This window comes from Inquilinus sp. NPDC058860, from assembly GCF_042743185.1.
GTDB lineage: Bacteria > Pseudomonadota > Alphaproteobacteria > DSM-16000 > Inquilinaceae > Inquilinus.
Genome location: NZ_JBHYMS010000006.1, coordinates 1 through 22,012, shown reverse-complemented (window position 1 = coordinate 22,012; position 22,012 = coordinate 1). Strand labels below are relative to the sequence as shown.

Genomic DNA, 22,012 nt, shown 5'->3' with positions numbered 1-22,012 from the left:
GGGCCCCATTGCGCGGGTTTTACTTGGATTTGGGCCCCGTCCGCGCACTTGGGCGGGTGGCCGGGGCGGGGGGGGGCCGCGGCCCCGGGGCCGGCGGATCAGTAGCCCATCCCATCGGCATCCGGCGCTGCCAGGCCGGCCGTCTCCGGCAGCGCGGCCACCATTGCTTCGGTGGTGATCATGAGGCCGGCGATCGAGGCGGCGTTCTGCAGCGCGATCCGCACCACCTTGGCCGGATCGAGGATGCCGGCCTTGATCATGGCCGTGAAATCGCCCTTCTGGGCGTCGTAGCCCCAATTATGGTCCTTGCTGTCGAGCAGTTTGCCGACCACCACCGACCCGTCGCTGCCGGAGTTCTCGACGATCTGCCGCACCGGCGCCTGCAGGGCGCGGCGGACGATGTCGATGCCGACCTTCTGGTCGGTGTTCTCGGGCTTCAGCGTGTCGATGACGCGGCTGGCGTAGAGCAGGGTGACGCCGCCGCCGGCGACGATGCCCTCCGCGACCGCGGCGCGGGTGGCGTGCATCGCGTCGTCGACGCGGTCCTTGCGCTCCTTGACCTCGATCTCGCTGGCACCGCCGACGCGGATGATGGCGACGCCGCCGGCCAGCTTGGCCAGGCGCTCCTGCAGCTTCTCGCGGTCGTAGTCCGAGGTGGTCTCCTCGATCTGCGCCCGGATCTGGTTGGTGCGGCCCTCGATGTCCTTCTTGGCGCCGGCGCCGTCGACGACCGTCGTGTCCTCCTTGGAGATGACGACCTTCTTGGCCCGGCCGAGCATGTCGAGGGTGACGTTCTCGAGCTTGATGCCGAGATCCTCGGAGATGACCTGGCCGCCGGTCAGGATGGCGAGGTCCTCGAGCATCGCCTTGCGCCGGTCGCCGAAGCCCGGCGCCTTGACCGCCGCGACCTTCAGCCCGCCGCGCAGCTTGTTGACCACCAGGGTGGCCAGCGCCTCGCCGTCGACGTCCTCGGCGACGATCAGCAGCGGCTGGCCGGCCTGGACCACGGCCTCGAGCAGCGGCAGGAAGGACTGCAGGTTCGGCAGCTTCTTCTCGTGCAGCAGGATGTAGGGGTTCTCCAGCTCCGCGATCATCTTCTCGGTATTGGTGACGAAATAGGGCGAGATGTAGCCGCGGTCGAACTGCATGCCCTCGACGATGTCGAGCTCGGTCTCGAAGCTCTTGGCCTCCTCGACCGTGATCACGCCCTCGTTGCCGACCTTCTTCATCGCCTTGGCGATCATGGCGCCGATCTCGCGCTCGCCATTGGCCGAGATGGTGCCGACCTGGGCGATCTCGTCATTGGTCGAGATGGTCTGGGCCCGCTTGCCGATCTCCTCGACCACGGCGGCGACCGCCAGGTCGATGCCGCGCTTGACGTCCATCGGGTTCAGCCCGGCGCCGATCGCCTTGGCCCCTTCCTTGACGATGGCGTGGGCCAGGACGATGGCTGTGGTGGTGCCGTCGCCGGCCAGGTCGGCGGTCTTGGTCGCGACCTCGCGCACCATCTGCGCGCCCATGTTCTCGAACTTGTCGGACAGCTCGATCTCCTTGGCCACCGTCACCCCGTCCTTGGTGATGCGCGGCGAGCCCCAGGATTTGTCGAGCACGACGTTGCGTCCCTTCGGGCCGAGCGTGACCTTGACGGCGCGGGCGAGGATGTCGATGCCGCGCAGCATCCGGTCGCGCGCATCGGTGCTGAATTTGACGTCTTTGGCTGGCATGGTGCTGGTCCTTGAAAGGGGAGGGGAGGCGGGCGGGATCAGGCGACGACGCCGATCACGTCGCTCTCCTTCATCACGAGGTAGTCGACCCCATCGAGCCGGATCTCGGAGCCGGACCATTTGCCGAACAGGATGCGGTCGCCGACGCCGACGTCGAGCGCCTGGATCACGCCCTGCGCATCCCGCGCGCCCAGGCCGACGGCCACGACCTCGCCCTGCTGCGGCTTCTCCTGGGCGGTGTCGGGGATGATGATCCCGCCCGCCGTCTTGGCTTCGGCATCGATGCGGCGGACCACGACCCGGTCGTGCAGCGGGCGGAATTTCATCGGCTGAATCCTTCGGAGAACCAATTTTTGGGAGATAGGCTCGATTCACTATCTCCTTTATAGATGTGCACGGCTATCCTAGCATACAAGGTGAATATCTTATCGATCAGAAATAAATATTGGCACCGTTTTCTGTGTATGGTGATTCAAATCTTACTATGATTTTCACTGATTATTGGGTGGGTGGTGGGATTCAGTAGGTTTGTTTCTGGGTTTCGGTGTACTCTATCGGAAATTCGGGGCACCGGTCGCGCCGCCGCATCCGATCCCTCAGCCGGCGCTCCCCCGGGAGGCCAGAAATGTCGTGATGAAGGACTACAAGTTCCCAGTGGGCAGCACCGTGCATGTCTCGCGCCGGTCGCTGTCGGGGCAATCCGGAGACGGGACGTTCAAGGTGCTCGCCCGCTATCCCAGCGACACGTCCGGCCCGCTCTACCGGATCCGCAGCGTGCTCGGGAACGAGGAACGGATGGTGCCGGAGCATGAGCTGTCACGTCCGGTCGAGCGGGATCCCCGAGACTTCCGCCGATCCAATGGCCGGTGATCCAGTCCGAGGCTCTTGCCGCCTCGGCTCGTGATCGAGGCCGACGCAGCGCCGCCCCGCTGCTCGCCGTCGCCGCTGGCACAGGGGCGATGGGCGAGCTTTGGGCCTCTTCTCGAGCCGATCCCGCAGCCAGTCTAGCTGGCGAGCTGGGTGGCGCAGGCCTTGGCGACCTGGGCATCGGCGACCGTTCCGCCCGGCATCATCGCCCAACCGGCTTTGACCACCAGGTCGCCGCGGCTATAGCTCGATGCAGCCTTCAGTTCCGCAAGCCTTTCCGTCAGCTGCGGGTCGCGTTTCGACTGATCGACGCAGATCAGCGAAAGTGCGGCCACCAGATCCGTTTTGGACCGGTCCTGGGCCATGCGTTGGGCCGAGGAGCCAGTGACCCAGCCGCCCCAGCTGAAACCGATGACGGCAAGCGCAACCGCACCGCACGCGGCGCCATACAGCGCCGGCTGAAGCCATTCAGGGGTTTTCATGGTGTGTGCTTTCATTCGGAGAGAGGCAAATCTCTCTCGCCCGCCAAATTACCACATTGGAGACTTTGGCCGGGATTTATTTTGCCTCCTGGGAAGCCGTCAAATTTCAGCTACGATCGATTTGGTTTTTTTAAGGTCGTGTCAGATGGCCTGTGGCATTAATTCTTATGTTTGTTATTGGGATCGGAACCCTGATATTTTGGAATTGCTATCGTATTTTGATCTTGATTTTTGGTGTATGGCTATCACGTGATGTATCTCACGAGGTGCGACTTTGACATGCCCGATACCGACGTCTTTCGCCTGCGCAAATCGAATCTGAACGCGTTCCTGTTCGCCGACGTCGGGGCGGAATCCAACGGCATGCCCTTGAGCGTGGTCTCGATGCTCGGTCGCCTGGGCGGCGATCCCTGGGCGACGGCGAGCCGGCTGGCCGGGCAGCCACGGGATGCGACCGTGCTCGAGCTGGCGGAGATCATTACCGGCACGGCACGCGCCGAGCGGTCGAGTGCCGAAATCATGGCGATCGCGACGCGGCTGGCTTCGCTCCTGCCCGGAACCGGGCCAGCGTCATCCATTGCCGCGCAGCCCCGACTGCAATCAGCAGTCCTCGGCCGATGGAACGGGGGCGCTCTGGTCGTGCTGGTGCTCGCCCTGGCTGCGGCAGCCCTGTTCTTGAGAGTGGCCGGCATCCTGTGATGCCGGGCGGTCGGATTGCCGGATGAAGCGACGGCGCTTCGCCATCGGATGCAGGTGGAGAAGCGATGAATCGTCCGGCATTGACAGCCACCCGATCCCGGGCCAGTGTTTGTCCACAAAATGGATAAATCGTCCATAATGTGGACAAGCCGGAGGAAAGCGTCATGCCAGCCGACGCCGACACCAAGCGGATGCCCTACCAGTATCCGAACCCGCCCGAAGCGCTGCGGGACATCGTCGTGCCCCATGCCGTGCCGCAGGACGAACGGGTCTGGGTGCCGCAGGCCGAGAACGTCTGGTTCCGGCCGCTCTGCCTCAACATCTCGAGCGGCTACTGGATGAACCTGCTGCGGGTTCGCAAGGCCGGCGTGCTCAGCCGCCACCGCCATCCCGGGCCGGTGCACGGCTTCGTGCTGAAAGGCAGCTGGCGCTACCTGGAGCACGACTGGGTCGCCACCGAGGGCAGCTACGTCTTCGAGCCGCCGGGCGAGACCCACACCCTGGTGGTCGACGAGGACGTCGAGGAGATGATCACCTATTTCCAGGTCAACGGCGTCATGTACTACGTCGACCCGTGGGGCAATCACACCGGCTACGAGGACGTGTTCACCAAGCTGGACATGTGCCGCAAGCACTACGCCGAAGCCGGGCTGGGCGCGGATTACGTCGATCAGTTCGTCCGCTGACAACCGCCCGCCAGAACATCCAAGGTTCCGAGGAAATCGTCTCATGTCATCCGGCAAGCCGCCGCGGATCCGCCGGATCCAGTGGATCGCCGTCGCCTTTCTGACCGCGGCCGGCATCGTCAACTATCTCGACCGCAGCACCCTCTCGATCGCCAATCACGACATCTCCACCGAGCTCGGCCTGTCCGGCACGCAGATGGGGCTGCTGCTCTCCGCCTTCTCCTGGGCCTATGCCTTCTCGCAGCTGCCGGTCGGGGCGATGCTGGACCGATTCGGCGCCCGCATCATGCTCGGCGCCGGCATGTTCTTCTGGTCGCTGGCCCAGCTGGCCGGCGGGCTGGCGCAGTCGCTGGGCCAGCTGATCGGCACCCGGGCCGTGCTGGGTGTCGGCGAGGCGCCGCAATTCCCGGCCGGGGCCAAGGTGATCAGCGAATGGTTCCCAATGCGAGAGCGCGGCATGCCGACCGGCATCTTCATCGCCTCCTCCTGCATCGGCCCCGCCATCGCGCCGCCGATCCTGACCGCGATCATGCTGGCCTTCGGCTGGCGCCCGATGTTCATCCTGATGGGCGTGCTCGGCATCATCGTCGCCGTCGGCTGGTACCTGATCTACCGCAACCGCGGCGACACGCCGCTGAGCGAGGCCGAGCGCTCCTTCCTCGACGACGGCCGCCCGGCGCAGGCCCGGCCGCGGCAGAGCTTCGCCGACTGGGCCGGGCTGTTCGCCAACCGCACCACCTGGGGCATGGTGCTGGGCTTCATGGGCGTGATCTACATGGTCTGGCTGTACCTGACCTGGCTGCCCGGCTATCTGGAGCATGAGCGCGGTCTCAGCATCGCCCGCACCGGCTGGGTGGTCGCCATCCCCTACCTCGTCGGCGCGCTCGGCATGCTGTGCTCCGGCAAGGTGGCGGATTTCCTGCTGGCCCGCGGCGTCGGCGCGGTCGCCAGCCGCAAATGGCCGATGGCGGCGGGGCTGGTCGGCGGCGCGGTCTTCACCCTGCCGGCGGCCTACACGCCGAGCCTGACCATGGCCGTGGTGTACATCTCGCTGGCCATGTTCTGCATCAACTACGCCAGCTCCACCGCCTGGATGCTGGTCAGCGCCGCGGCGCCGTCGCGCCAGGTGGCGTCGCTCGGCAGCATCCAGAACTTCGGCGGCTACTTCGCCGGGTCCTTCGCGCCGATCATCACCGGCTTCGTGCTCGACCGGACCGGCTCCTTCGTCAACGCCCTGCTGATCAGCGCCGCCGTCGCCGCGGTCGCCGCCCTGGCGCTCATCGTGCTGGTGCGGAACCCGATCGAGGACCGGTCGGCGGCAGCCCCGGAAGGAAGGCTCGCATGACCTTCCAGCCCGATCTCTTCGCCGGCCGCTCGGCGCTGGTCTCCGGCGGCACCCAGGGCATCGGCGCCGCCATCGCGGCCGGGCTGGCCCGGTTGGGCGCGGCCGTGACCGCCGCCGGCCTGGCCCCGGCCGCCGGCGCCGAGCCGCCGCAGGGCGCACGGCTGGCCGAGCTCGACGTCACCGACGCCGCGGCGGTCGAGGCGCTGGTCGGCGGGCTCGGCCGGCTCGACATCCTGGTCAACTGCGCCGGGGTGATCCGCCGCGAGGCGGAGCACGACCCAGCGGTGTTCGAGCAGGTGCTGGCGGTCAACCTGACCGGCACGATGCGGCTCTGCGCCGCCGCCCGGCCGCTGCTGAAGGTGACGAAGGGCTGCATCGTCAACACCGCCTCGATGCTCAGCTTCTTCGGCGGCGGGTTGGTGCCGGGCTACAGCGCCAGCAAGGGCGGGGTGCTGCAGCTGACCAAGTCGCTGGCCATCGCCTATGCCGCGGACGGCATCCGGGTGAACGCGGTGGCGCCGGGCTGGATCGCCACGCCGCTGACGCAGGCGCTGCAGGACGACCCGGCGCGCTCCGGCGCCATCCTGGCCCGCACCCCGATGGGCCGCTGGGGCCGGCCGGAGGAGGTGGCGCAGGCCGTCGCCTTCCTGTGCAGTCCGGCTGCCGGCTTCATCACCGGCGTGGCGCTGCCGGTCGATGGCGGCTATCTCGTCGCCTGAGCGGGGCGAGGAGGGGGCGGCGATGGGCCAAGGGGCGACAGGCCAGGGCGGTTCAGCGGCGGTGCAGGGGGCGGCCGCCTTCGGCAAGGCGATGGCGGTGCTGCAGGTGGTGTCCGATGCCGCAGAGCCGGTCTCGGTGGCGCAGATCGCCCGCCTGACCGGCCATCCGCGCCCGACCGTGCACCGCATCGTCGCGGCGCTGCAGGCCGAAGGCATGCTGGCCGAGGTGCCGCGCGGCGGCGCCTTCGGCCTCGGCCCGCGGCTGATGGCCCTGGCCGCCCGCGCCTGGGACCGGTTCGAGCTGCGCCTGATCGCGGCGGAGGAGCTGGCGAAGCTGCGCGACGCCACCGGCGAGACCGTGCATCTCGCCGTCCGCAGCGGGCCGGAGATGATCTATGTCGACAAGCTGGAGAGCCCGCGGGCGGTGCGCATGGCCTCGCGCATCGGCACCCGCGTGCCGCTCCACTCCAGCTCGGTCGGCAAGGCCTGGCTGGCGGCGCTGCCGCCGGACGAGGCTGCGGCGCTGCTGCCGAGACTCGATCTCACGGCGATGACGCCGCAGACGCTGACCACCGTCGCGGCGCTGGCGGCGGAGATCGAACGCATCCGCGCCCGCGGCTATTCGATCGACGCCGAGGAGAACGAAGCCGACATCTGGTGCTATGGCGGGGCGATCGCGGGGGCGCCCATCGCGGGGAAGGCCAAGGCGATCGGCTGCATCAGCGTCAGCATCCCGAAATACCGGGCCGCGATCGACGATCCCGAGCGCTATGCCGGGCCGCTGCTGGCCTGCTGCGGGCGCATCGCCGCGCTGGCGGCCGAAGGGGTGCGCTGAGCGGATACACGCAACTGTCATTCCGCACTTGCCTCCGGCGCCCGAAGCACCGATATAGGGCGCGGGAGATCGGCGCGGGCGTGTCCCTCGCCAACCCGGTCAGATCCGGAAGGAAGCAGCCGTAACGAGTTTCGATACGGGTCGCTGCCGGTCTCCCACCTCATCTCCATCCTCTGGTCGCTCTTCGCCCGACGGGTCGTGCTTCGGCCTTTCGACCACGGCTTCCATTCCCTATGATCGCGCGCCATGAGCGATGACGCAGCCCTGCCCCTCGGACTAGACGACGCGCCGCAGCCGGCCAAGCCGGTGGCCTACCGCGTGCTGGCCCGGAAATACCGGCCGACCACCTTCGCCGAGATGATCGGCCAGGACGCGCTGGTGCGGACCCTGACCAACGCCATCGCCTCCGGCCGCCTGGCGCACGCCTTCGTGCTGACCGGGGTGCGCGGCGTCGGCAAGACCACCACGGCGCGGATCCTGGCCCGGGCGCTGAACTGCGTCGGGCCGGACGGCAAGGGCGGGCCGACCGCCGATCCCTGCGGCGTGTGCGAGCCCTGCCGCACCATCCTCCAGGACCGCAATGTCGACGTGATGGAGATGGACGCCGCCAGCCGCACCGGCGTCGACGACATCCGCGAGATCATCGACGGCGTGCGCTATGGCCCGGTGGCGTCGCGCTACAAAGTCTACATCATCGACGAAGTCCACATGCTCTCCAAAAATGCCTTCAACGCGTTGTTGAAGACGCTGGAAGAGCCGCCGCCGCATGTGAAATTCGTCTTCGCCACCACCGAGATCCGCAAGGTGCCGGTGACGGTGCTGTCGCGCTGCCAGCGCTTCGACCTGCGCCGCATCGGCGCCGACCAGCTGCAGGCGTATTTCAGCGAGATCCTGGACAAGGAAGGCGTGGCGGCGGAGCCGGAGGCGGTCGGCATGATCGCCCGCGCCGCCGACGGCTCGGCCCGTGACGGCCTGTCCCTGCTGGACCAGGCGATCGCCCAGGGCGCGCCGGTCGGCGACAAGCCCTTCATCGCCGCCGCGAGCGTGCGCGAGATGCTGGGCCTGGCCGACCGGTCCAGCGTCATCGACATCCTGGAGGCGGCCTTCGCCGGCGAGGGCCCGCGCATGCTGGAGGGGCTGGAGGCGGCGCGCCGGGCCGGGGCCGACCCGCAATCGGTGCTGGGCGACCTGCTGGACTTCATCCATTTCGTGACCCGCGCCCGCATGGTGCCGGCCGTGCTGGACGACCCGGCGGTGCCGGAGGTCGAGCGCAAGCGCGGCGGCGCCCTGGCCGAGAGGATCTCGCTGCCCGGCCTGACCCGGGCCTGGCAGACCCTGCTGAAGGGGGCCGGCGAGGTGCAGGCGGCGCCGAACCCGCAGGCGGCGCTGGAGATGGTGCTGATCCGCCTGCTCTACATGAGCGACCTGCCCAGCCCGGGCGAGCTGGTCCGCAAGTTCGGCGACCTGCAGAGCCAGGGGGCGGTGACCGCGGGCCCGGTTCCGGGCCCGGGACCCGGGGGGCCTCGGATGATGGCGGCGGGCAGCGGTGGCCTGTCGGTGGTTCCGGCCGAGCCGGCGCCGGTGGCGCTGGCGCCCGCTCCGGTTTCGGCCCCAGTGGCCGCGCCGGCGCCGAAGGCGGTGCTGCGGGCCGAGCCGAAGAGCTTCGACGAGCTTGTGCAGATCGCCTTCGCCCGCGACGTGGTGCTGCACGGTCAGCTGATGAGCGCGGTGCATCTGGTGCATTTCGAGCCGGGGCGGCTGGAGTTCCGGCCGCATGACTCGGCACCGCCGGACCTGGCCAACCGCCTGGGCACCGCGCTGCGCGACTGGACCGGGGAGCGCTGGGTGGTCAGCGTCTCCGGTGCCGAGGGCGCGCCGACGCTGAACCAGCAGGCGCGGACCGATCGCGAGAACGCGCTGGCGCAGGCGGCCGAGCACCCGCTGGTCAAGGCGGTGATGAGCGCCTTCCCGGGCGCGGTGATCCGCGACCTGCGCAATCCTTTGGAGCAGGATGAGGCGGCCGGACCGGGCGCCGAGCCGATGCCCGCCCCCGACGCCACCGATGAAGAGGAGCCGCGAGAGGCATGAAGAATCTCGGACAGATGATGAAGCAGGCGCAGGAGATGCAGGCCAAGATGGCCGAGATGCAGTCGCGCCTGGGCGAGATCGAGGTCCCGGGCCAGGCCGGCGCCGGCATGATCGCGGTGGTGCTGAACGGCAAGGGCGAGCTGCGCTCGCTCAAGATCGACCCGAAGCTGGTCGACCCGGCCGAGATCGAGGTGCTGGAGGACCTGATCGTCGCCGCCTTCAACGACGCCAAGGGCAAGGTCGAGGAAGCGGTGCAGGCCGAAACCTCGAAGCTGATGGGCGGGCTGAAGCTGCCGCCGGGGATGAAGCTGCCGTTCTGAGCAGCCGCACCGACGCCATGCCCCTTCGCCTCGCCTATATGGGCACGCCGGATTTCGCGGTGCCTGCGCTGCTCGCGCTGATCGACGCCGGGCACGAGATCGCGGCCGTCTACACCCAGCCGCCGCGCCCGGCTGGGCGCGGCCACAAGCTGCAGCCTTCCGCCGTGCACCGGGCCGCGGCGACGGCGCAGCTGCCGGTCCGCCACCCGGCGACGCTGCGCACGCCCGAGGCGCAGGCGGAGTTCCGGGATCTCGGTCTCGACGCCGCGGTGGTCGCGGCCTATGGGCTGATCCTGCCGCGGCCGATCCTGGACGCGCCGCGGCTCGGCTGCTTCAACATCCACGCCTCGCTGCTGCCGCGCTGGCGCGGCGCCGCGCCGATCCACCGCGCCATCCTGGCCGGCGACGCCGGGACCGGCGTCACCATCATGCGGATGGAGGCCGGGCTGGACACCGGGCCGATGCTGCTGGCCGAGCGGGTGGCGATCGGGCCGCAGACGACCACGCCCGAGCTGCACGACACGCTTGCGGCCCTCGGCGCCCGGCTGATCGTGCCGGCGCTCGACGCCGTTGCCGCGGGCCGAGCGGTGGAGACGAAGCAGCCGGAGGACGGCGTCACCTATGCCGCCAAGATCGGGCCGGAGGACGAGCGCATCGACTGGGCCGATGCCGCGGCGGTCGATCGCCAGGTGCGGGCGCTGACGCCGCGGCCCGGCGCCTGGTTCGAGCATGACGGTGAGCGCATCAAGGTGCTGGCGGCGGCCCTCGCCCATGGTTCGGGCGTGCCCGGCACGGTGCTGGACGAACAGCTGACGGTCGCCTGCGGTCGCGGCGCGATCCGCCTGGCCCGGCTGCAGCGCCCGGGCAAGGCGCCGATGCCGGCGCGCGACCTGCTCAACGGCTTTCCCATTCCGCCGGGAACCATTCTGAGATAGTCGCGGAATAAGATCCCACCCCCATCGTTGTCACGGAAACGTCACATGATCCGGAGACAACGGTGCTCGCCCGACACTCCCTTGCGCCGCCCCTCGCACCGGGCCGCCTGACCCTTCCCGCGCCGCGGACCCTTCTCGCCCTGTCGCTGGCGATCCTGCTGCCGGTCACGGTCGAGCTCGGGCTGGCGTCGCTCGACCGGCCGGCCCGCGCCGCCCTGATCCTGTTCGGCCTCGCCATCATCGGCTGGGGGCTGACCCGGCTGGACGACACGCTGGTGGCGCTGCTGGCGGCGCTCGGCATGGCGCTCTGGGTCTTCCCGGCGCCGGATCCGGTGTTCGCGGCGCTGGGCAGCGACCTGGTCTGGCTGCTGATCGCCGCCTTCATCCTGGCGGATGCGCTGAAGCGGGCCGGGCTGGCCGACCACCTGGCCCGGCTGGTCGCGGCCCGCACCCGCAGCCCACGCGCCCTGTTCCACGGACTCGGGCTGGTGATGCTGGCGACCGCCTTCGTCGTGCCCTCGACCTCGGGCCGGGCGGCGCTGATGATCCCGGTGCATGCCGCGCTGGCCGGCGCAACGGCCAATCCCCGCCTGCGCCGCGCCCTGGCCCTCTTGTTCCCGACCGCGATCCTGCTGTCCGCCTTCGCCTCGCTGACCGGCGCCGGCGCCCATCTCCTGGCCGCCGAGATGATCGGGCGATGGACCGGCCGGCCGATCGGCTTCCTCGACTGGGCGCTGCTGGGCCTGCCCTTCGCCCTGGCCAGCACAGCCCTGGCGATCGAGGCGATCCTGCGGCTGTTCCTGACGCCGGAGGACCGCCGCACCCCGCTGGCGGCGCCGGCCGCGATGGCGCCGGCCGTGCGGCCGGACCGCAATGTGCTGCCGGTGGGCGGGATCGCGGCCCTGGTCGTGCTGGGCTGGTTCACCGCGCCGCTGCACGGCGTCGACGACACGCTGATCGCGCTGGCCGGGGCGCTGCTGCTGACCCTGCCGGGCCTGGGCGGCGGCGGGCTGCGCGACGGGCTGAAGGCGGTGGAATGGCCGCTGATCCTGTTCATGGCGGCGACCATCGCCATCGCCGACGGGCTGACGGCGTCCGGCGTCAGCGGCCGGCTGGTCGGCGGGGTGCTGGACGGGCTCGGCGGCATGGCCCCGGTCCTCGCCTGCGCCGGGCTGGCGGCGATCGGCCTCTTGCTGCATCTGGTGGTGCAGTCGCGCACCGCCCGGGTGTCGGTGCTGCTGCCGCCGGTCCTGGCCGGGGCGGCGGAGCTGGGGCTGGACCCCGCCGGCGCCGGGCTGCTGGTGGTCGCCGCCACCGGCTTCTGCCAGACGCTGATGGCCAGCGCCAAGCCGGTCGCGATGTTCGGCCTCGCCGGCGAGGGCCAGGGCTACGGCCCGGCCGACCTGCTGCGCCTGTCCCTGGCCCTGCTGCCGATGCTGTTCGCGCTGCTGCTGCTCTTCGCCCTGGCCGTCTGGCCGGCGCTGGGCTTCGGCCGCTTCCCGCTCTGACCCTGCTCGAGGACGACATGATGATCACTCGATCGAACAAGCCGATTCGCGTCCTGCTGGCCCCGTCCGGCTTCAAGGAGGGGCTGGGCGTGGCCGAGGTGATCGACTGCATGGCCCGTGGCGTCCTGGCCGCGCTGCCGCAGGCCGAGATCCTGTCGGCGCCAATGGTCGACGGCGGCGAGGGCTTCACCGAGACGCTGGTCGCCCTGACCGGCGGGCGCCTGCACAAGGTGACCGTGACCGGCCCGGTGGGGCTGCCGGTCGAGGCGCAGTTCGGCTTCCTCGGCGGCCGGGGCCGCATCGCGGTGCTGGAGATGGCCTCGGCCGCCGGGCTGCGCCTGGTGCCGGCCGGGGCGCGCGACCCGCTGCGCACCACCAGCCGCGGCGTCGGCGAGCTGATCCGCGCCGCGCTCGACGCCGGGGCACGGCGGATCCTGGTCGGCTGCGGCGATTCCGGCATCAATGACGGCGGCGCCGGCATGGCCCAGGCGCTCGGCATCCGCCTGCTGAACGGCGACGGGGCCGAGATCGGCGCCGGCGGCGGTGCCCTCCTGGATCTACGGCGGATCGACCTCGCCGGGCGCGACCCGCGGCTCGACCGGGTGCGCATCGACGTGGCGCTGAACTGGCACAACCAGCTGCTGGGGCCGCGCGGCGTCAGCCGGGTGTTCGGGCCGCAGAAGGGCGCGACCCCGGCGGCGGTCGAGGCGCTGGAACAGGCGCTGGAGACCTATGCCGACGCAGTGCGCCGCGACCTCGGCGTCGAGCTGCGGGGCATGCCGGGCAGCGGCGCCTCGGGCGGGCTCGGCGCCGGGCTGCACGCCCTGCTGGGTGCCAGGCTGCACCCGCGCTACGACATCGTCATGCGCTATATCGACATCGACGCGCTGCTGCGCCGGTCCGACCTGGTGCTGACGGCGGAGGGCAGCCTCGACGGCCAGACCCCGTTCGGCAAGGTGCCGTCGGAGATCGCCCGCCGGGCCAAGCGCTACGGCCTGCCGGTGATCGCGCTGGCCGGCACCGTCGGGCCGGACGCGCATCTCAACCTCGCGGCCGGCATTGACGCCTATTTCAGCATCCTGACGCGCCCCTGCTCGCTGGCGGAGGCGCTGGCCGAGGCGCCGCGGCTGGTCGCCGATGCGGCCGAGCAGGCGCTGCGCATGGTGCTGGCGATGGCGGGCTCCGGCGCGTCGCGCCGGCCCCGCCACGGCGGGCTCCACGCCCACCCTCGATCATGACGCTGTGGGCGCGGCACCGACGGTGCCGCACCCTGCTGGACGGCCTGCTTCAGTCGACCTGCTGCGCCGTCAGGAACATCGCCTTCTCCAGCGCGGCGAAGAACTGCTGATAGGGCAGCGGGTCTTCGACCGCCTGGTTGTTGTAGTCGGCGTTGGCGCGCACCAGGAGCTGCGTCGTCCCCCTGGGACGGACGCTGACCGTCATGCGCAGGGCGTAGCCGTCCAGCTTGGTGCCGCTGACCGTCCCCAGGGTGGCGTTGGCATTGTCCACGACGAAGCCGAGATCCTGCAGCGTGGCGATGACGGTGCGCAGCGTCTTCTGCTGATCGGTCGTGTCGAAGGCGCGGCTCTGGATGCTGCGCAGCTGCACGGCCGATGCGGTGGAGGCCAGAACCTGCTTGCGGCTGTCGGACTGGCAGGCCGCCACGAACAAGGTCAGGACGGCGACAGTCGCCGCGATCGCAATCTTCTTCATTTCCGTCTCGGCCTCAGATCTCGTTCGCGCTCAGGAACACGGACTGACTCAATTTGTCGAAGAATTCCCGGTAGAGTTGGGGATCGTTCAGGCCTTCGATCCTGGAAACCTGGCCCCGCGTGTTCCAGACATAGCGCTGGAAGGTCACGCGGACGGCGGTGGACTTGCCGTTGCCGACCGGCCGCGTCACCAGGCTGGCCTTGATCTTCTGGTCCTTGTCGTAGGCCTGGGGCACGCCCGAAAGCATGGAGAGCAGCACGGCACCGACGACCTGACCGGTCTCGGTCGCGTCGCGGTTCTTGCTGGCGGCGATGACGCCGACGGTCGTGTCGCTCTGGTCGATGGTGAAGCCCAGATCCTGCAGCACCCCGGCGCTGGCCTGCAGCAGTTTGCCCTCGTCGGCGCTGTCGAAGCGCCGGGTCTGGAGCTGCCGCTGCTGCAGGTTCTCCTGGGACAGCTGCAGGGCTTCCTTGGGAATGCCCTGGGCACAGGCCGACAACAGCACGGCGGATAATGCCGCCAGAAGCATGCGTTTCATAATCGTGGCCCCCGAACGGGTTTCAAAATGCGCTGGATCGATAGGCGAAATCGCGCACCCGGTTCTGATTGTCGAACTTGATGATGATGGTGATGGTCCGCTGGGTCTGCGAAACCGCGCCGGCGGACTGGCCGAAGCCGCCTCCCACCCCGCCGCCCAGGAGGCCGGCGCCGATGCCCGCCCCGCCGAGCACGAGCGCGTTCACGCCGCCCGAGCTGGTGGAATAGGCGGTCTCCGTCGAGACGCGGTCATAGACCCAGACCTCGCGGCGCTGCTCGTCGGTCGTGACCATGTTCGGCGAGCCGAGGATCTCGACCACCTGGCCGGAGGTCATGCCGGTCCTGATCTCGCGCTGGACCGTGCCGATGGTGAGCTTGCCGCCCTGGTCCGCGGAAACCGCCTGGCGGTGATCCTGGGCCGACATGCAGGCCGACACGGCCAGCAGCGCCATGACCAGGGCTCCGTCGACCGTGCGCCGACGGAAAAATCTCAATGCGACCAACGAATCCCCCTCCGAATCCGCATCACGCCAATGCCGCGGCGGCTCTTGCCGCACGCCCTGTTCGAATCCAGAAATCATAAAAATCGGATCGAATGCCTGACATTGGCGGAGCGCGGCGGGCCGTGTAAAGACCGAAGATATCGCGGCCGCGAGAAAGGCTGGATCTGGCGCTTCCCGCCGGGGCCGCTATGGTGCGGCGGATGGCGCGGTACAAGCTCACCATCGAGTATGACGGACGGCCCTTCGTCGGCTGGCAGCGGCAGGCCCATGGCCTGTCGGTGCAGCAGGCGGTCGAGGAGGCGATCTTCCGGTTCTGCGGCGAGGAGGTGCGGATCACCGCCGCCGGCCGCACCGATGCCGGGGTGCACGCGGCGGGGCAGGTGGCGCATGCCGACATCGCCCGGCCGACCGATCCAGGCACGGTGCGCGACGCGGTCAATTTCCACCTGAAGCCGCTGCCGGTGGCGATCCTGGCGGCGGAGCCGGTGGACGACCGGTTCGACGCCCGCACCTCCGCCATCCTGCGCGCCTATCGCTACCGCATCGTCAACCGCCGCGCGCCGCTGGCGCTGGAGGCCGGACAGGCCTGGCAGGTGTCGCGGCCGCTGGACGCCGCGGCGATGCACGAGGCGGCGCAGCACCTGGTCGGGCACCACGACTTCACCAGCTTCCGCGCCGCCGAATGCCAAGCCAAGTCGCCGATGCGGACGATGGACCGGCTGGATGTGGTGCGCCGCGGCGAGGCGATCGAGATCGAGGCCGAGGCGCGGTCCTTCCTGCACCACCAGATCCGCAACATCACCGGCACGCTGAAGCTGGTGGGCGAGGGCAAGCGCCCGCCCGGCTGGGTCGCCGAGGTGCTGGCGGCGCGCGACCGCGCCGCCGCCGGCGCCACCGCGCCGCCGGACGGGCTGTGCTTCCTGTGGGTGCGCTACAGGGACGCCTGAGTGGCCGCGGCGATCCAGGCGCCCAGCAGTTCGGAGATCACGGCGTCGAACACGACCAGCCCTGCCGCGATCGGCAGCTCGATCTCGAGCGCGGTGCGAAGCACGAAGCCTTCATAGACGTAGCAGACGACCTGGACGACGACGAAGACGAGGAACCCCAGCTGGCCCGGGAACAGGCCGACGGCGTTCAGCAGCACCACGACGAACCAGGCCGACGAGATCAGAAGCGCCGCCCAGTTGTAGGCAACGATCCCCTCGGCCAGGCGCTGGCTGCGGCCGAGCCGTGGCAGGATCCAGGTCAGGCCTGCCGGCATCACCAGCCAGCCGGCGAGAAATCCCAGAACCATGATGATCAGCGGAGCCGGCTGCAGCAGCAGGGGCCATCTGTCGCCCAGCGCGATCATCTGCACGATCACGAAGAGCGGAAGGGCCAGCGCCGCGGCGACGAAGCTCTTCGCCGCGCCGTCCGGCGAGACGTCGAACATGGCCATGCCGCCGGTGTCGCGCCGGGCCAGGCGCCAGGCGCCCCAGACCCCGCGGATGATGTCGGCCGAAGACACCGCCATGGCCGTCAGCCCCTCTCCGGGAAGCTGTCCTCGAGCACCGCCTGATAGATCCGGGCCAGCGTCTCGATCTCCTCGACCGGCACATTCTCGTCGGTCTTGTGGATGGTGGCGTTGACCAGGCCCAGCTCGACCACCGGCGCGTAGTCCTTGACGAAACGGGCGTCGGAGGTGCCGCCCGAAGTGCTGAAGGCCGGGCGGCGGCCGGTCACCCGCTGCACCGCGCCGGCGACGCGCCCGGTCAGCTCGCCCGGCGCGGTCAGGAAACTGTCGGCGCCGCTGCGCAGTTCCAGTGCGTAGTCGCCGCCGACCGAATCGAAGCGCTGGCGCAGCCAGGCGCCCAGGCTGTCCGCCGTGTGGGTGTCGTTGAACCGGATGTTGAAGGTGGCGCGGCCCTCGGCCGGGATCACGTTGGCGGCCGGGTTGCCGACATCGATTGTGGTGATGGCGAGGGTGGACGGATCGAAATGCGCGCTGCCCTGGTCGATCTCCGGCCCCGATCCCAGGGCCGCCAGCATCCGCACCAGCCGGGGCAGGGGGTTGTCGGCCTTGTGCGGATAGGCGACATGGCCCTGCACCCCGCGCACGGTCAGCCGGCCGGTCAGGCTGCCGCGCCGGCCGATCTTCATGGTGTCGCCCACCGCCTCGCTGCTGCTCGGCTCGCCGACGATGCAGGCGTCGATCGCCTCGCCGCGCGCCGCCAGGGCCTGCAGCACCTTCACCGTGCCGTTGACCGCCTCGGCCTCCTCGTCGCCGGTGATCAGGAGGCTGATCGACCCACCGAAGCCAGGCCCGCGCGCGGCCAGGAAGCGCCCGGCCGCGGCGGCGAAGGCGGCGACCGCGCTCTTCATGTCGCAGGCGCCGCGGCCCCAGACCCGGCCTTCGGCGATCCGGCCCTCGAAGGGCGGGAAGCGCCAGCGCGCCTCGTCGCCCGGCGGCACCACGTCGGTATGGCCGGCGAAGCAGAGATGCGGCCGGCCGCCGCCGATGCGGGCGTAGAGATTGTCGATCGGCGCCGTGCCCGGAGCCTCGAACCGCATCCGCTCGCAGCGGAAGCCGAGCGGCGCCAGGGCCGCCTCCAGCACATCCAGCGCCCCGGCATCGGCCGGGGTGACGCTGGGGCAGCGGATCAGCGCCTGGGTCAGTTCGATCGGGTCGGGGGCGGTCATGGGGTGGTTGGTCAAGCTTGAGCTCCAGACACGTCCCTTGATCTGTCATGCCCGGGCTTGACCCGGGCATCCAGAGCCGCTCTTGGTGGCCCCTGGATTGCCGGGTCAAGCCCGGCAATGACAGGGAAAAGAGAGCCGGCCCGGTCAACCATCGCAATCAGTCGCGCAGCAGCTCGTTGATCGAGGTCTTGGCCCGGGTGCGCTCGTCCACCCGCTTGACGATCACGGCGCAGGCCAGCGACGGACCGGGCGTGCCGTCGGCCAGCTTCTTGCCGGGCAGCGCCCCCGGCACCACCACCGAATAGGCCGGCACCCTTCCGTAGCTGACGGTGCCGGTCTCGCGGTCGACGATCTTGGTGGTGGCGCTCAGGAACACGCCCATCGACAGCACCGAGCCGCGCTCGACGATCACGCCCTCGACCACCTCGGAGCGCGCGCCGATGAAGCAGTCGTCCTCGATGATCACCGGGTTGGCCTGCAGCGGCTCCAGCACGCCGCCGATGCCGACGCCGCCCGACAGGTGGCAGTTCTTGCCGATCTGGGCGCAGGAGCCGACGGTGGCCCAGGTGTCGACCATGGTACCGCCGTCGACCCGGGCGCCGACATTGACGAAGCTCGGCATCAGCACCACGCCGGGCGCGATATAGGCGGAGCGGCGGACGACCGCGCCCGGCACGCTGCGGAAGCCGGCCTCGCGGAAGCGGTTCTCGCCCCAGCCGAGCGTCTTCGGCGCCACCTTGTCGTACCAGACCGCGCCGTCGGGCCCGCCCGGGACGATCTTGCTGTCGGTGATGCGGAAGGACAGCAGCACCGCCATCTTCAGCCACTGATGCGCCTGCCACTGCCCGTCGATCTTCTCGGCCACGCGCAGGACGCCGGAATCGAGGCCCTCCAGCGCCGCCTCGATGGCGTCGCGGGCCGTGCCCTGGGTGGCCGGGGTCAGGCTGTCGCGGTCGGCCCAGGCCTGTTCGATGGCGGTCTTCAGCGCGGTGTCGGTCATGGCACGAATTCGGCAATCTCTGGTGTCGGGCCCGCACGATGGGGCGCCCCCGTCAGGCTTGTCAACGCCGCCTCTGACCTGGGTGTCATGCCGAGCGGTCGCCGCCGCGGTCCAGCCGGCAGCCGTCGATTCGCCAGCTGCCGTCGGGCTGCCGCTCCATGATGTACTCGGCGATCACCGGCACCCCGTCCGGGCCGACGAACAGCACCTTCTGCACGATCCGGCCCTCGGCCGTGACCAGCTCGCGGAAATCGACCGAGCGCGGCCGGTAGACCGGCGGATAGCCCTGCCGGACCATGGCCATGAACCTGTCCGGCGTGCCGAACATCTGCTGGATGCCGGGCGAGGCGTAGCCGAAGGCCTCCGCCGCCCGGTCGCCCTGGAAGGCGTCGAGCTGCTTCCGGATCACGCCCGCGATCGCTGCCCCGTCGGCGTTGCCGAGGGGCGCCTGGGCGAAGGCGGGCATGCCGATCAGCAGCAAGAGGGCGAGAACGCGCCCGACAACGTCGCACACCAGCGCCATCACGGCCTCCCGGTTCTCGTCGTGCTTGAACATGAGATGGCGCGGCCGAGCGCAGCCGGAAAGCGGGCGCAGGGCAGGGGCCTCGGCCCATGCGGCGGCCGCATGCCTCGTTTCGTGTCGGATCGATGAAAATGGGGCTTGCAATCGGGGTCGGGCATCGACTAGGTTCCGCCCGCCTGACGACGGGGCGGCGACGACGCCCCGCAGAACGCGCCCGTAGCTCAATTGGATAGAGCATCTGACTACGGATCAGAAGGTTAGGAGTTCGAATCTTCTCGGGCGCGCCACTATCTCACTGAGATAGACGTTCAGTCATCCCATTCCCGTATGTCTTGCCGACGGTCTCGAAGGCCGATGCGGGCATGGCGACTTGTTGCGACAGCTCTCCGCCTGAGGGCGTCCGGTGCTTGTCTGCCGCGGGCGCCGGCGATGGTCGGCAAAGGGCGGTCAGCGGCTGTGGCCGGCCGGGCAAGCCATGCTACGCTACGCTACGCCATGTCGTCTGATACGTCCTCAGTCCTTCTCGACCTCGATGGTACCCTGATCGATTCGCAGCCTGGCATCCTCATGAGCTGCCGGGCCGCACTTCGTGCCCTGGGGCATGAGCCGGGACCATCGCTGGATCTGACCGCAATCATCGGCCCTCCGATCGACGACGTCATGCGGTTGCTGCTCGAGCCCTTTGGTGACGATCGGATCATTGAAGCGGTGGCAGCCTATCGGGCGGATTATGGCCGGAGCGGCTTGTACAACAGTCTTCCCTACCCGGGCATCGCTCAAGCATTGGCAGAGATACGGCAGTCAGGTGCACGGCTGTATCTCGCGACGTCCAAGCGTACGCGGTTTGCCCTGCGTATCCTTGAGCATCTCGATCTCATGTCCCTTTTCGACGGCATCTACGGCTCCGAAGATGGCGGTGCTTTGGACCATAAACCGGACCTTGTTTCCCATATCGTCGAGCGACATGCGCTGGCGCGGAGCCACTGCGTCATGGTGGGTGACCGTCGATATGATGTCGTTGGAGCTCACGCGAACAGGATGCGCTCTCTCGGCGTGCTTTGGGGATACGGCACGCGCGATGAGCTGGAGTCCGCGGGGGCGGATGATCTTGTTGCAGAACCGGCGGGCCTTCCGGCCGCCATCCTGGCGATGGCCACGCCCCAGCGGGGCTCGCCGTGACGGTTCCTTGCAGGAGAGGCCGCGCGGGATCGCGCATGCGGCGCTCCTGACGGGCTGAGCAGGCCCTTCGGGCGTTTGCCGACCCGGTCCTGCGTCCTATCATCGCCCGATCGGCGCCCGAGTCTTCACGGCGATCGTAGGTGTGAGACGGAGGGGGCGCGGGGAACACGGGGCCGACATGCGCTTTCACGCCGATCTGCACGTCCATTCCAAGCATTCGCGGGCGACCAGCCGGGACCTCGACCTGGAGCATCTGGCGCATTGGGCGGCGCGCAAGGGCATCGGCGTGGTCGGCACCGGCGACTGCGTGCACCCGGTCTGGCTGGCCGAGCTGAAGGACAAGCTGGTGCCGGACACGCCGGGCCTGTTCCGGTTGCGGCCGGACCTCGAGGCCGCGGTGATGGCGACGCTTCCGGCGCCGTGCCGGACGCCGGTGCGCTTCATGCTGTCGACCGAGATCTCGACCATCTACAAGAAGGGCGACCGCACCCGGAAGATCCACCACCTGATCTACGGGCCGGATTTCGACACGATCGACCGGCTGCAGGCCAGCCTGGCGCGGATCGGCAACATCGCCTCGGACGGGCGGCCGATCCTCGGCCTCGATTCCCGCGACCTGCTGGAGGTCACCCTGGCCTCCGGTCCCGATGCGTATCTTGTGCCGGCCCATATCTGGACGCCCTGGTTCGCGGCGCTGGGCTCGCAGTCCGGCTTCGATTCCATCGCCGAATGCTATGGCGACCTCGCGGACCACATCTTCGCGGTCGAGACCGGCCTGTCCTCCGACCCGGCGATGAACTGGCGGATCTCTTTCCTCGACCGCTACCGCCTGACCTCGAACTCCGACGCGCATTCGCCGGGCAAGCTGGGGCGCGAGGCCACGGCCTTCGACTGCGACCCCGACTATCACGCCATCCGCCGGGCGCTGGAGACCGGCGACGGCTATGCCGGCACGGTCGAGTTCTTCCCGGAAGAGGGCAAATACCACGCCGACGGCCACCGCAAATGCGATGTCCGGCTGAGCCCGCAGGAGACGCTGGCGCTGGACGGGCGCTGCCCGGTCTGCGGCCAGCCGGTCACGGTCGGCGTGCTGCACCGGATCGAGACACTGGCCGATCGCAGCGAGGCCGAGGCCGCGCCGCCGCCGACGGCCGGCGAGATCTCGAGCCTGGTGCCGCTGCCCGAGATCCTGTCCGAGCTGCTGGCGACCGGCCCGGCCAGCAAGGCGGTGGCGCGCAGCTATGACCGTCTGGTCGGCACGCTGGGGTCGGAGCTGTCGATCCTCGGCGAGCTGCCGGTCGAGGACATCGCCCGCGCCGAATCCGAGCTGCTGGCCGAGGCGGTGACGCGGCTGCGGAAGGGGCAGGTGATCCGCGACGCCGGCTATGACGGCGAATACGGCGTGATCCGCCTGTTCGAGCCGCAGGAGCTGAAGAGCCGCACCGCGGGAGGGTTGCTGTTCGACCTGCCGCAGGGGCGGGCGGAGGCGAAGGCGCAGCCATCGGCCTCCAACCTCGATGAACCAACGCGTAACCTCTCCCGCCTGGCGGGAGAGGTCGGGCGTCCGCAGGACGACCGGGTGAGCGACTGTCTGGCCTGTCAAGCAGCCAGTGCGAGTTGTTGGCGGACATCGCGGGCCTTGGCGTTGAGTCGGACGAGGAGTTTGCGTG

At 69.7% G+C, this 22,012-nt stretch carries 24 protein-coding genes, 1 tRNA gene and 1 other RNA gene; 16 read left to right on the top strand and 10 right to left on the bottom strand.

The genetic code is table 11. The features are described 5' to 3' along the window. Window positions 1–98: 98 nt before the first annotated feature. Together groL and ACFW16_RS05900 are read right to left on the bottom strand one after the other, a co-directional pair. Window positions 99–1,724: a chaperonin GroEL gene (gene groL / locus ACFW16_RS05905; protein WP_380302798.1), complete on the bottom strand. Its 1,626-nt coding sequence runs from the start codon at window positions 1,722–1,724 to the stop codon at window positions 99–101. Between the two features lie 38 nt (window positions 1,725–1,762). Continuing rightward, complete coding sequence (locus tag ACFW16_RS05900; RefSeq protein WP_342241840.1) at window positions 1,763–2,050, bottom strand: co-chaperone GroES; 288 nt, start codon at window positions 2,048–2,050, stop codon at window positions 1,763–1,765. A gap of 307 nt (window positions 2,051–2,357) precedes the next feature. Between ACFW16_RS05900 and ACFW16_RS05895 the strand changes: the two genes are divergently transcribed. Next, window positions 2,358–2,594 carry a hypothetical protein gene (locus ACFW16_RS05895; protein ID WP_380302796.1) on the top strand — a complete coding sequence of 79 codons (237 nt, stop codon included), beginning with the start codon at window positions 2,358–2,360 and terminating at the stop codon, window positions 2,592–2,594. A 134-nt stretch (window positions 2,595–2,728) separates the two neighbouring features. Here the strand turns inward: ACFW16_RS05895 and ACFW16_RS05890 are convergent, their stop codons facing one another. Next, window positions 2,729–3,073: a hypothetical protein gene (locus ACFW16_RS05890; protein ID WP_380302794.1), complete on the bottom strand. Its 345-nt coding sequence runs from the start codon at window positions 3,071–3,073 to the stop codon at window positions 2,729–2,731. A 279-nt stretch (window positions 3,074–3,352) separates the two neighbouring features. Between ACFW16_RS05890 and ACFW16_RS05885 the strand changes: the two genes are divergently transcribed. From ACFW16_RS05885 to ACFW16_RS05835, 11 genes are all read left to right on the top strand, one after another. Beyond that, complete coding sequence (locus ACFW16_RS05885) at window positions 3,353–3,772, top strand: hypothetical protein (protein ID WP_380302792.1); 420 nt, start codon at window positions 3,353–3,355, stop codon at window positions 3,770–3,772. Window positions 3,773–3,936: 164 nt separating this feature from the next. Then, the gene (locus ACFW16_RS05880) at window positions 3,937–4,458 is read left to right on the top strand and encodes a 2,4'-dihydroxyacetophenone dioxygenase family protein (protein WP_380302790.1); all 522 of its coding nucleotides are present in this window, start codon (window positions 3,937–3,939) and stop codon (window positions 4,456–4,458) included. A gap of 43 nt (window positions 4,459–4,501) precedes the next feature. Continuing rightward, window positions 4,502–5,803, top strand: a complete 1,302-nt coding sequence (locus tag ACFW16_RS05875; RefSeq protein WP_380302788.1) for an MFS transporter — start codon at window positions 4,502–4,504, stop codon at window positions 5,801–5,803. Beyond that, on the top strand, window positions 5,800–6,522 hold the full coding sequence (locus ACFW16_RS05870; RefSeq protein ID WP_380302786.1) for an SDR family NAD(P)-dependent oxidoreductase: 723 nt from the start codon (window positions 5,800–5,802) through the stop codon (window positions 6,520–6,522). The genes ACFW16_RS05875 and ACFW16_RS05870 overlap by 4 nt, the downstream gene beginning before the upstream one ends. Window positions 6,523–6,544: 22 nt before the next feature. After that, window positions 6,545–7,357: an IclR family transcriptional regulator gene (locus ACFW16_RS05865; RefSeq protein ID WP_380302784.1), complete on the top strand. Its 813-nt coding sequence runs from the start codon at window positions 6,545–6,547 to the stop codon at window positions 7,355–7,357. A gap of 66 nt (window positions 7,358–7,423) precedes the next feature. Continuing rightward, window positions 7,424–7,514: signal recognition particle sRNA small type (gene ffs, locus ACFW16_RS05860), an RNA gene on the top strand. An 89-nt stretch (window positions 7,515–7,603) separates the two neighbouring features. After that, on the top strand, window positions 7,604–9,445 hold the full coding sequence (locus ACFW16_RS05855; RefSeq protein ID WP_380302782.1) for a DNA polymerase III subunit gamma/tau: 1,842 nt from the start codon (window positions 7,604–7,606) through the stop codon (window positions 9,443–9,445). Further along, a complete protein-coding gene (locus ACFW16_RS05850; RefSeq protein ID WP_380302781.1) occupies window positions 9,442–9,765 on the top strand; it encodes a YbaB/EbfC family nucleoid-associated protein in 324 nt (107 codons plus the stop codon). Before ACFW16_RS05855 ends, ACFW16_RS05850 begins: the two co-directional genes overlap by 4 nt. A gap of 17 nt (window positions 9,766–9,782) precedes the next feature. Beyond that, window positions 9,783–10,700: a methionyl-tRNA formyltransferase gene (gene fmt, locus ACFW16_RS05845; protein ID WP_380302779.1), complete on the top strand. Its 918-nt coding sequence runs from the start codon at window positions 9,783–9,785 to the stop codon at window positions 10,698–10,700. 62 nt (window positions 10,701–10,762) lie between these two features. Continuing rightward, entirely contained in the window at window positions 10,763–12,208 is a 1,446-nt protein-coding gene (locus ACFW16_RS05840; RefSeq protein ID WP_380302777.1) for an SLC13 family permease, read from the top strand. Window positions 12,209–12,225: 17 nt separating this feature from the next. Next, window positions 12,226–13,446, top strand: coding sequence for a glycerate kinase (locus ACFW16_RS05835; protein WP_380302775.1), 1,221 nt, complete (start codon window positions 12,226–12,228; stop codon window positions 13,444–13,446). A 49-nt stretch (window positions 13,447–13,495) separates the two neighbouring features. Here ACFW16_RS05835 and ACFW16_RS05830 read toward each other — a convergent pair whose 3' ends face one another. The 3 genes from ACFW16_RS05830 to ACFW16_RS05820 are packed head-to-tail and all read right to left on the bottom strand — an operon-like array spanning window position 13,496 to window position 14,910. Continuing rightward, window positions 13,496–13,921, bottom strand: a complete 426-nt coding sequence (locus tag ACFW16_RS05830; protein WP_380302773.1) for a hypothetical protein — start codon at window positions 13,919–13,921, stop codon at window positions 13,496–13,498. Between the two features lie 13 nt (window positions 13,922–13,934). Beyond that, window positions 13,935–14,459 (bottom strand): hypothetical protein, encoded by a 525-nt coding sequence (locus ACFW16_RS05825; protein WP_380302771.1) that lies wholly within the window; start codon window positions 14,457–14,459, stop codon window positions 13,935–13,937. 22 nt (window positions 14,460–14,481) lie between these two features. Continuing rightward, on the bottom strand, window positions 14,482–14,910 hold the full coding sequence (locus ACFW16_RS05820; protein ID WP_380302769.1) for a hypothetical protein: 429 nt from the start codon (window positions 14,908–14,910) through the stop codon (window positions 14,482–14,484). A gap of 251 nt (window positions 14,911–15,161) precedes the next feature. On the opposite strand from ACFW16_RS05820, the gene truA reads away from it, so the two are divergent. After that, window positions 15,162–15,908, top strand: coding sequence for a tRNA pseudouridine(38-40) synthase TruA (gene truA, locus ACFW16_RS05815; RefSeq protein ID WP_380302767.1), 747 nt, complete (start codon window positions 15,162–15,164; stop codon window positions 15,906–15,908). On the opposite strand, the gene ACFW16_RS05810 is transcribed toward truA, so the two are convergent. The 4 genes from ACFW16_RS05810 to ACFW16_RS05795 form a co-directional block, all read right to left on the bottom strand. Further along, a complete protein-coding gene (locus tag ACFW16_RS05810; protein WP_380302765.1) occupies window positions 15,893–16,474 on the bottom strand; it encodes a hypothetical protein in 582 nt (193 codons plus the stop codon). The two genes, truA and ACFW16_RS05810, sit on opposite strands and share 16 nt — an antisense overlap. Before the next feature lie 5 nt (window positions 16,475–16,479). Continuing rightward, window positions 16,480–17,640, bottom strand: a complete 1,161-nt coding sequence (dapE, locus tag ACFW16_RS05805) for a succinyl-diaminopimelate desuccinylase (protein ID WP_380303048.1) — start codon at window positions 17,638–17,640, stop codon at window positions 16,480–16,482. 157 nt (window positions 17,641–17,797) lie between these two features. Then, a complete protein-coding gene (gene dapD / locus ACFW16_RS05800; protein WP_380302763.1) occupies window positions 17,798–18,640 on the bottom strand; it encodes a 2,3,4,5-tetrahydropyridine-2,6-dicarboxylate N-succinyltransferase in 843 nt (280 codons plus the stop codon). A gap of 85 nt (window positions 18,641–18,725) precedes the next feature. After that, window positions 18,726–19,196: a DUF4864 domain-containing protein gene (locus tag ACFW16_RS05795; protein ID WP_380302761.1), complete on the bottom strand. Its 471-nt coding sequence runs from the start codon at window positions 19,194–19,196 to the stop codon at window positions 18,726–18,728. A 177-nt stretch (window positions 19,197–19,373) separates the two neighbouring features. On the opposite strand from ACFW16_RS05795, the gene ACFW16_RS05790 reads away from it, so the two are divergent. From ACFW16_RS05790 to ACFW16_RS05780, 3 genes are all read left to right on the top strand, one after another. Beyond that, window positions 19,374–19,450, top strand: a tRNA-Arg gene (locus tag ACFW16_RS05790). A 208-nt stretch (window positions 19,451–19,658) separates the two neighbouring features. Next, the gene (locus ACFW16_RS05785) at window positions 19,659–20,342 is read left to right on the top strand and encodes an HAD hydrolase-like protein (RefSeq protein WP_380302759.1); all 684 of its coding nucleotides are present in this window, start codon (window positions 19,659–19,661) and stop codon (window positions 20,340–20,342) included. 178 nt (window positions 20,343–20,520) lie between these two features. Further along, the coding region (locus tag ACFW16_RS05780; RefSeq protein WP_380302757.1) for an endonuclease Q family protein at window positions 20,521–22,012 on the top strand (1,492 nt) is incomplete at its 3' end.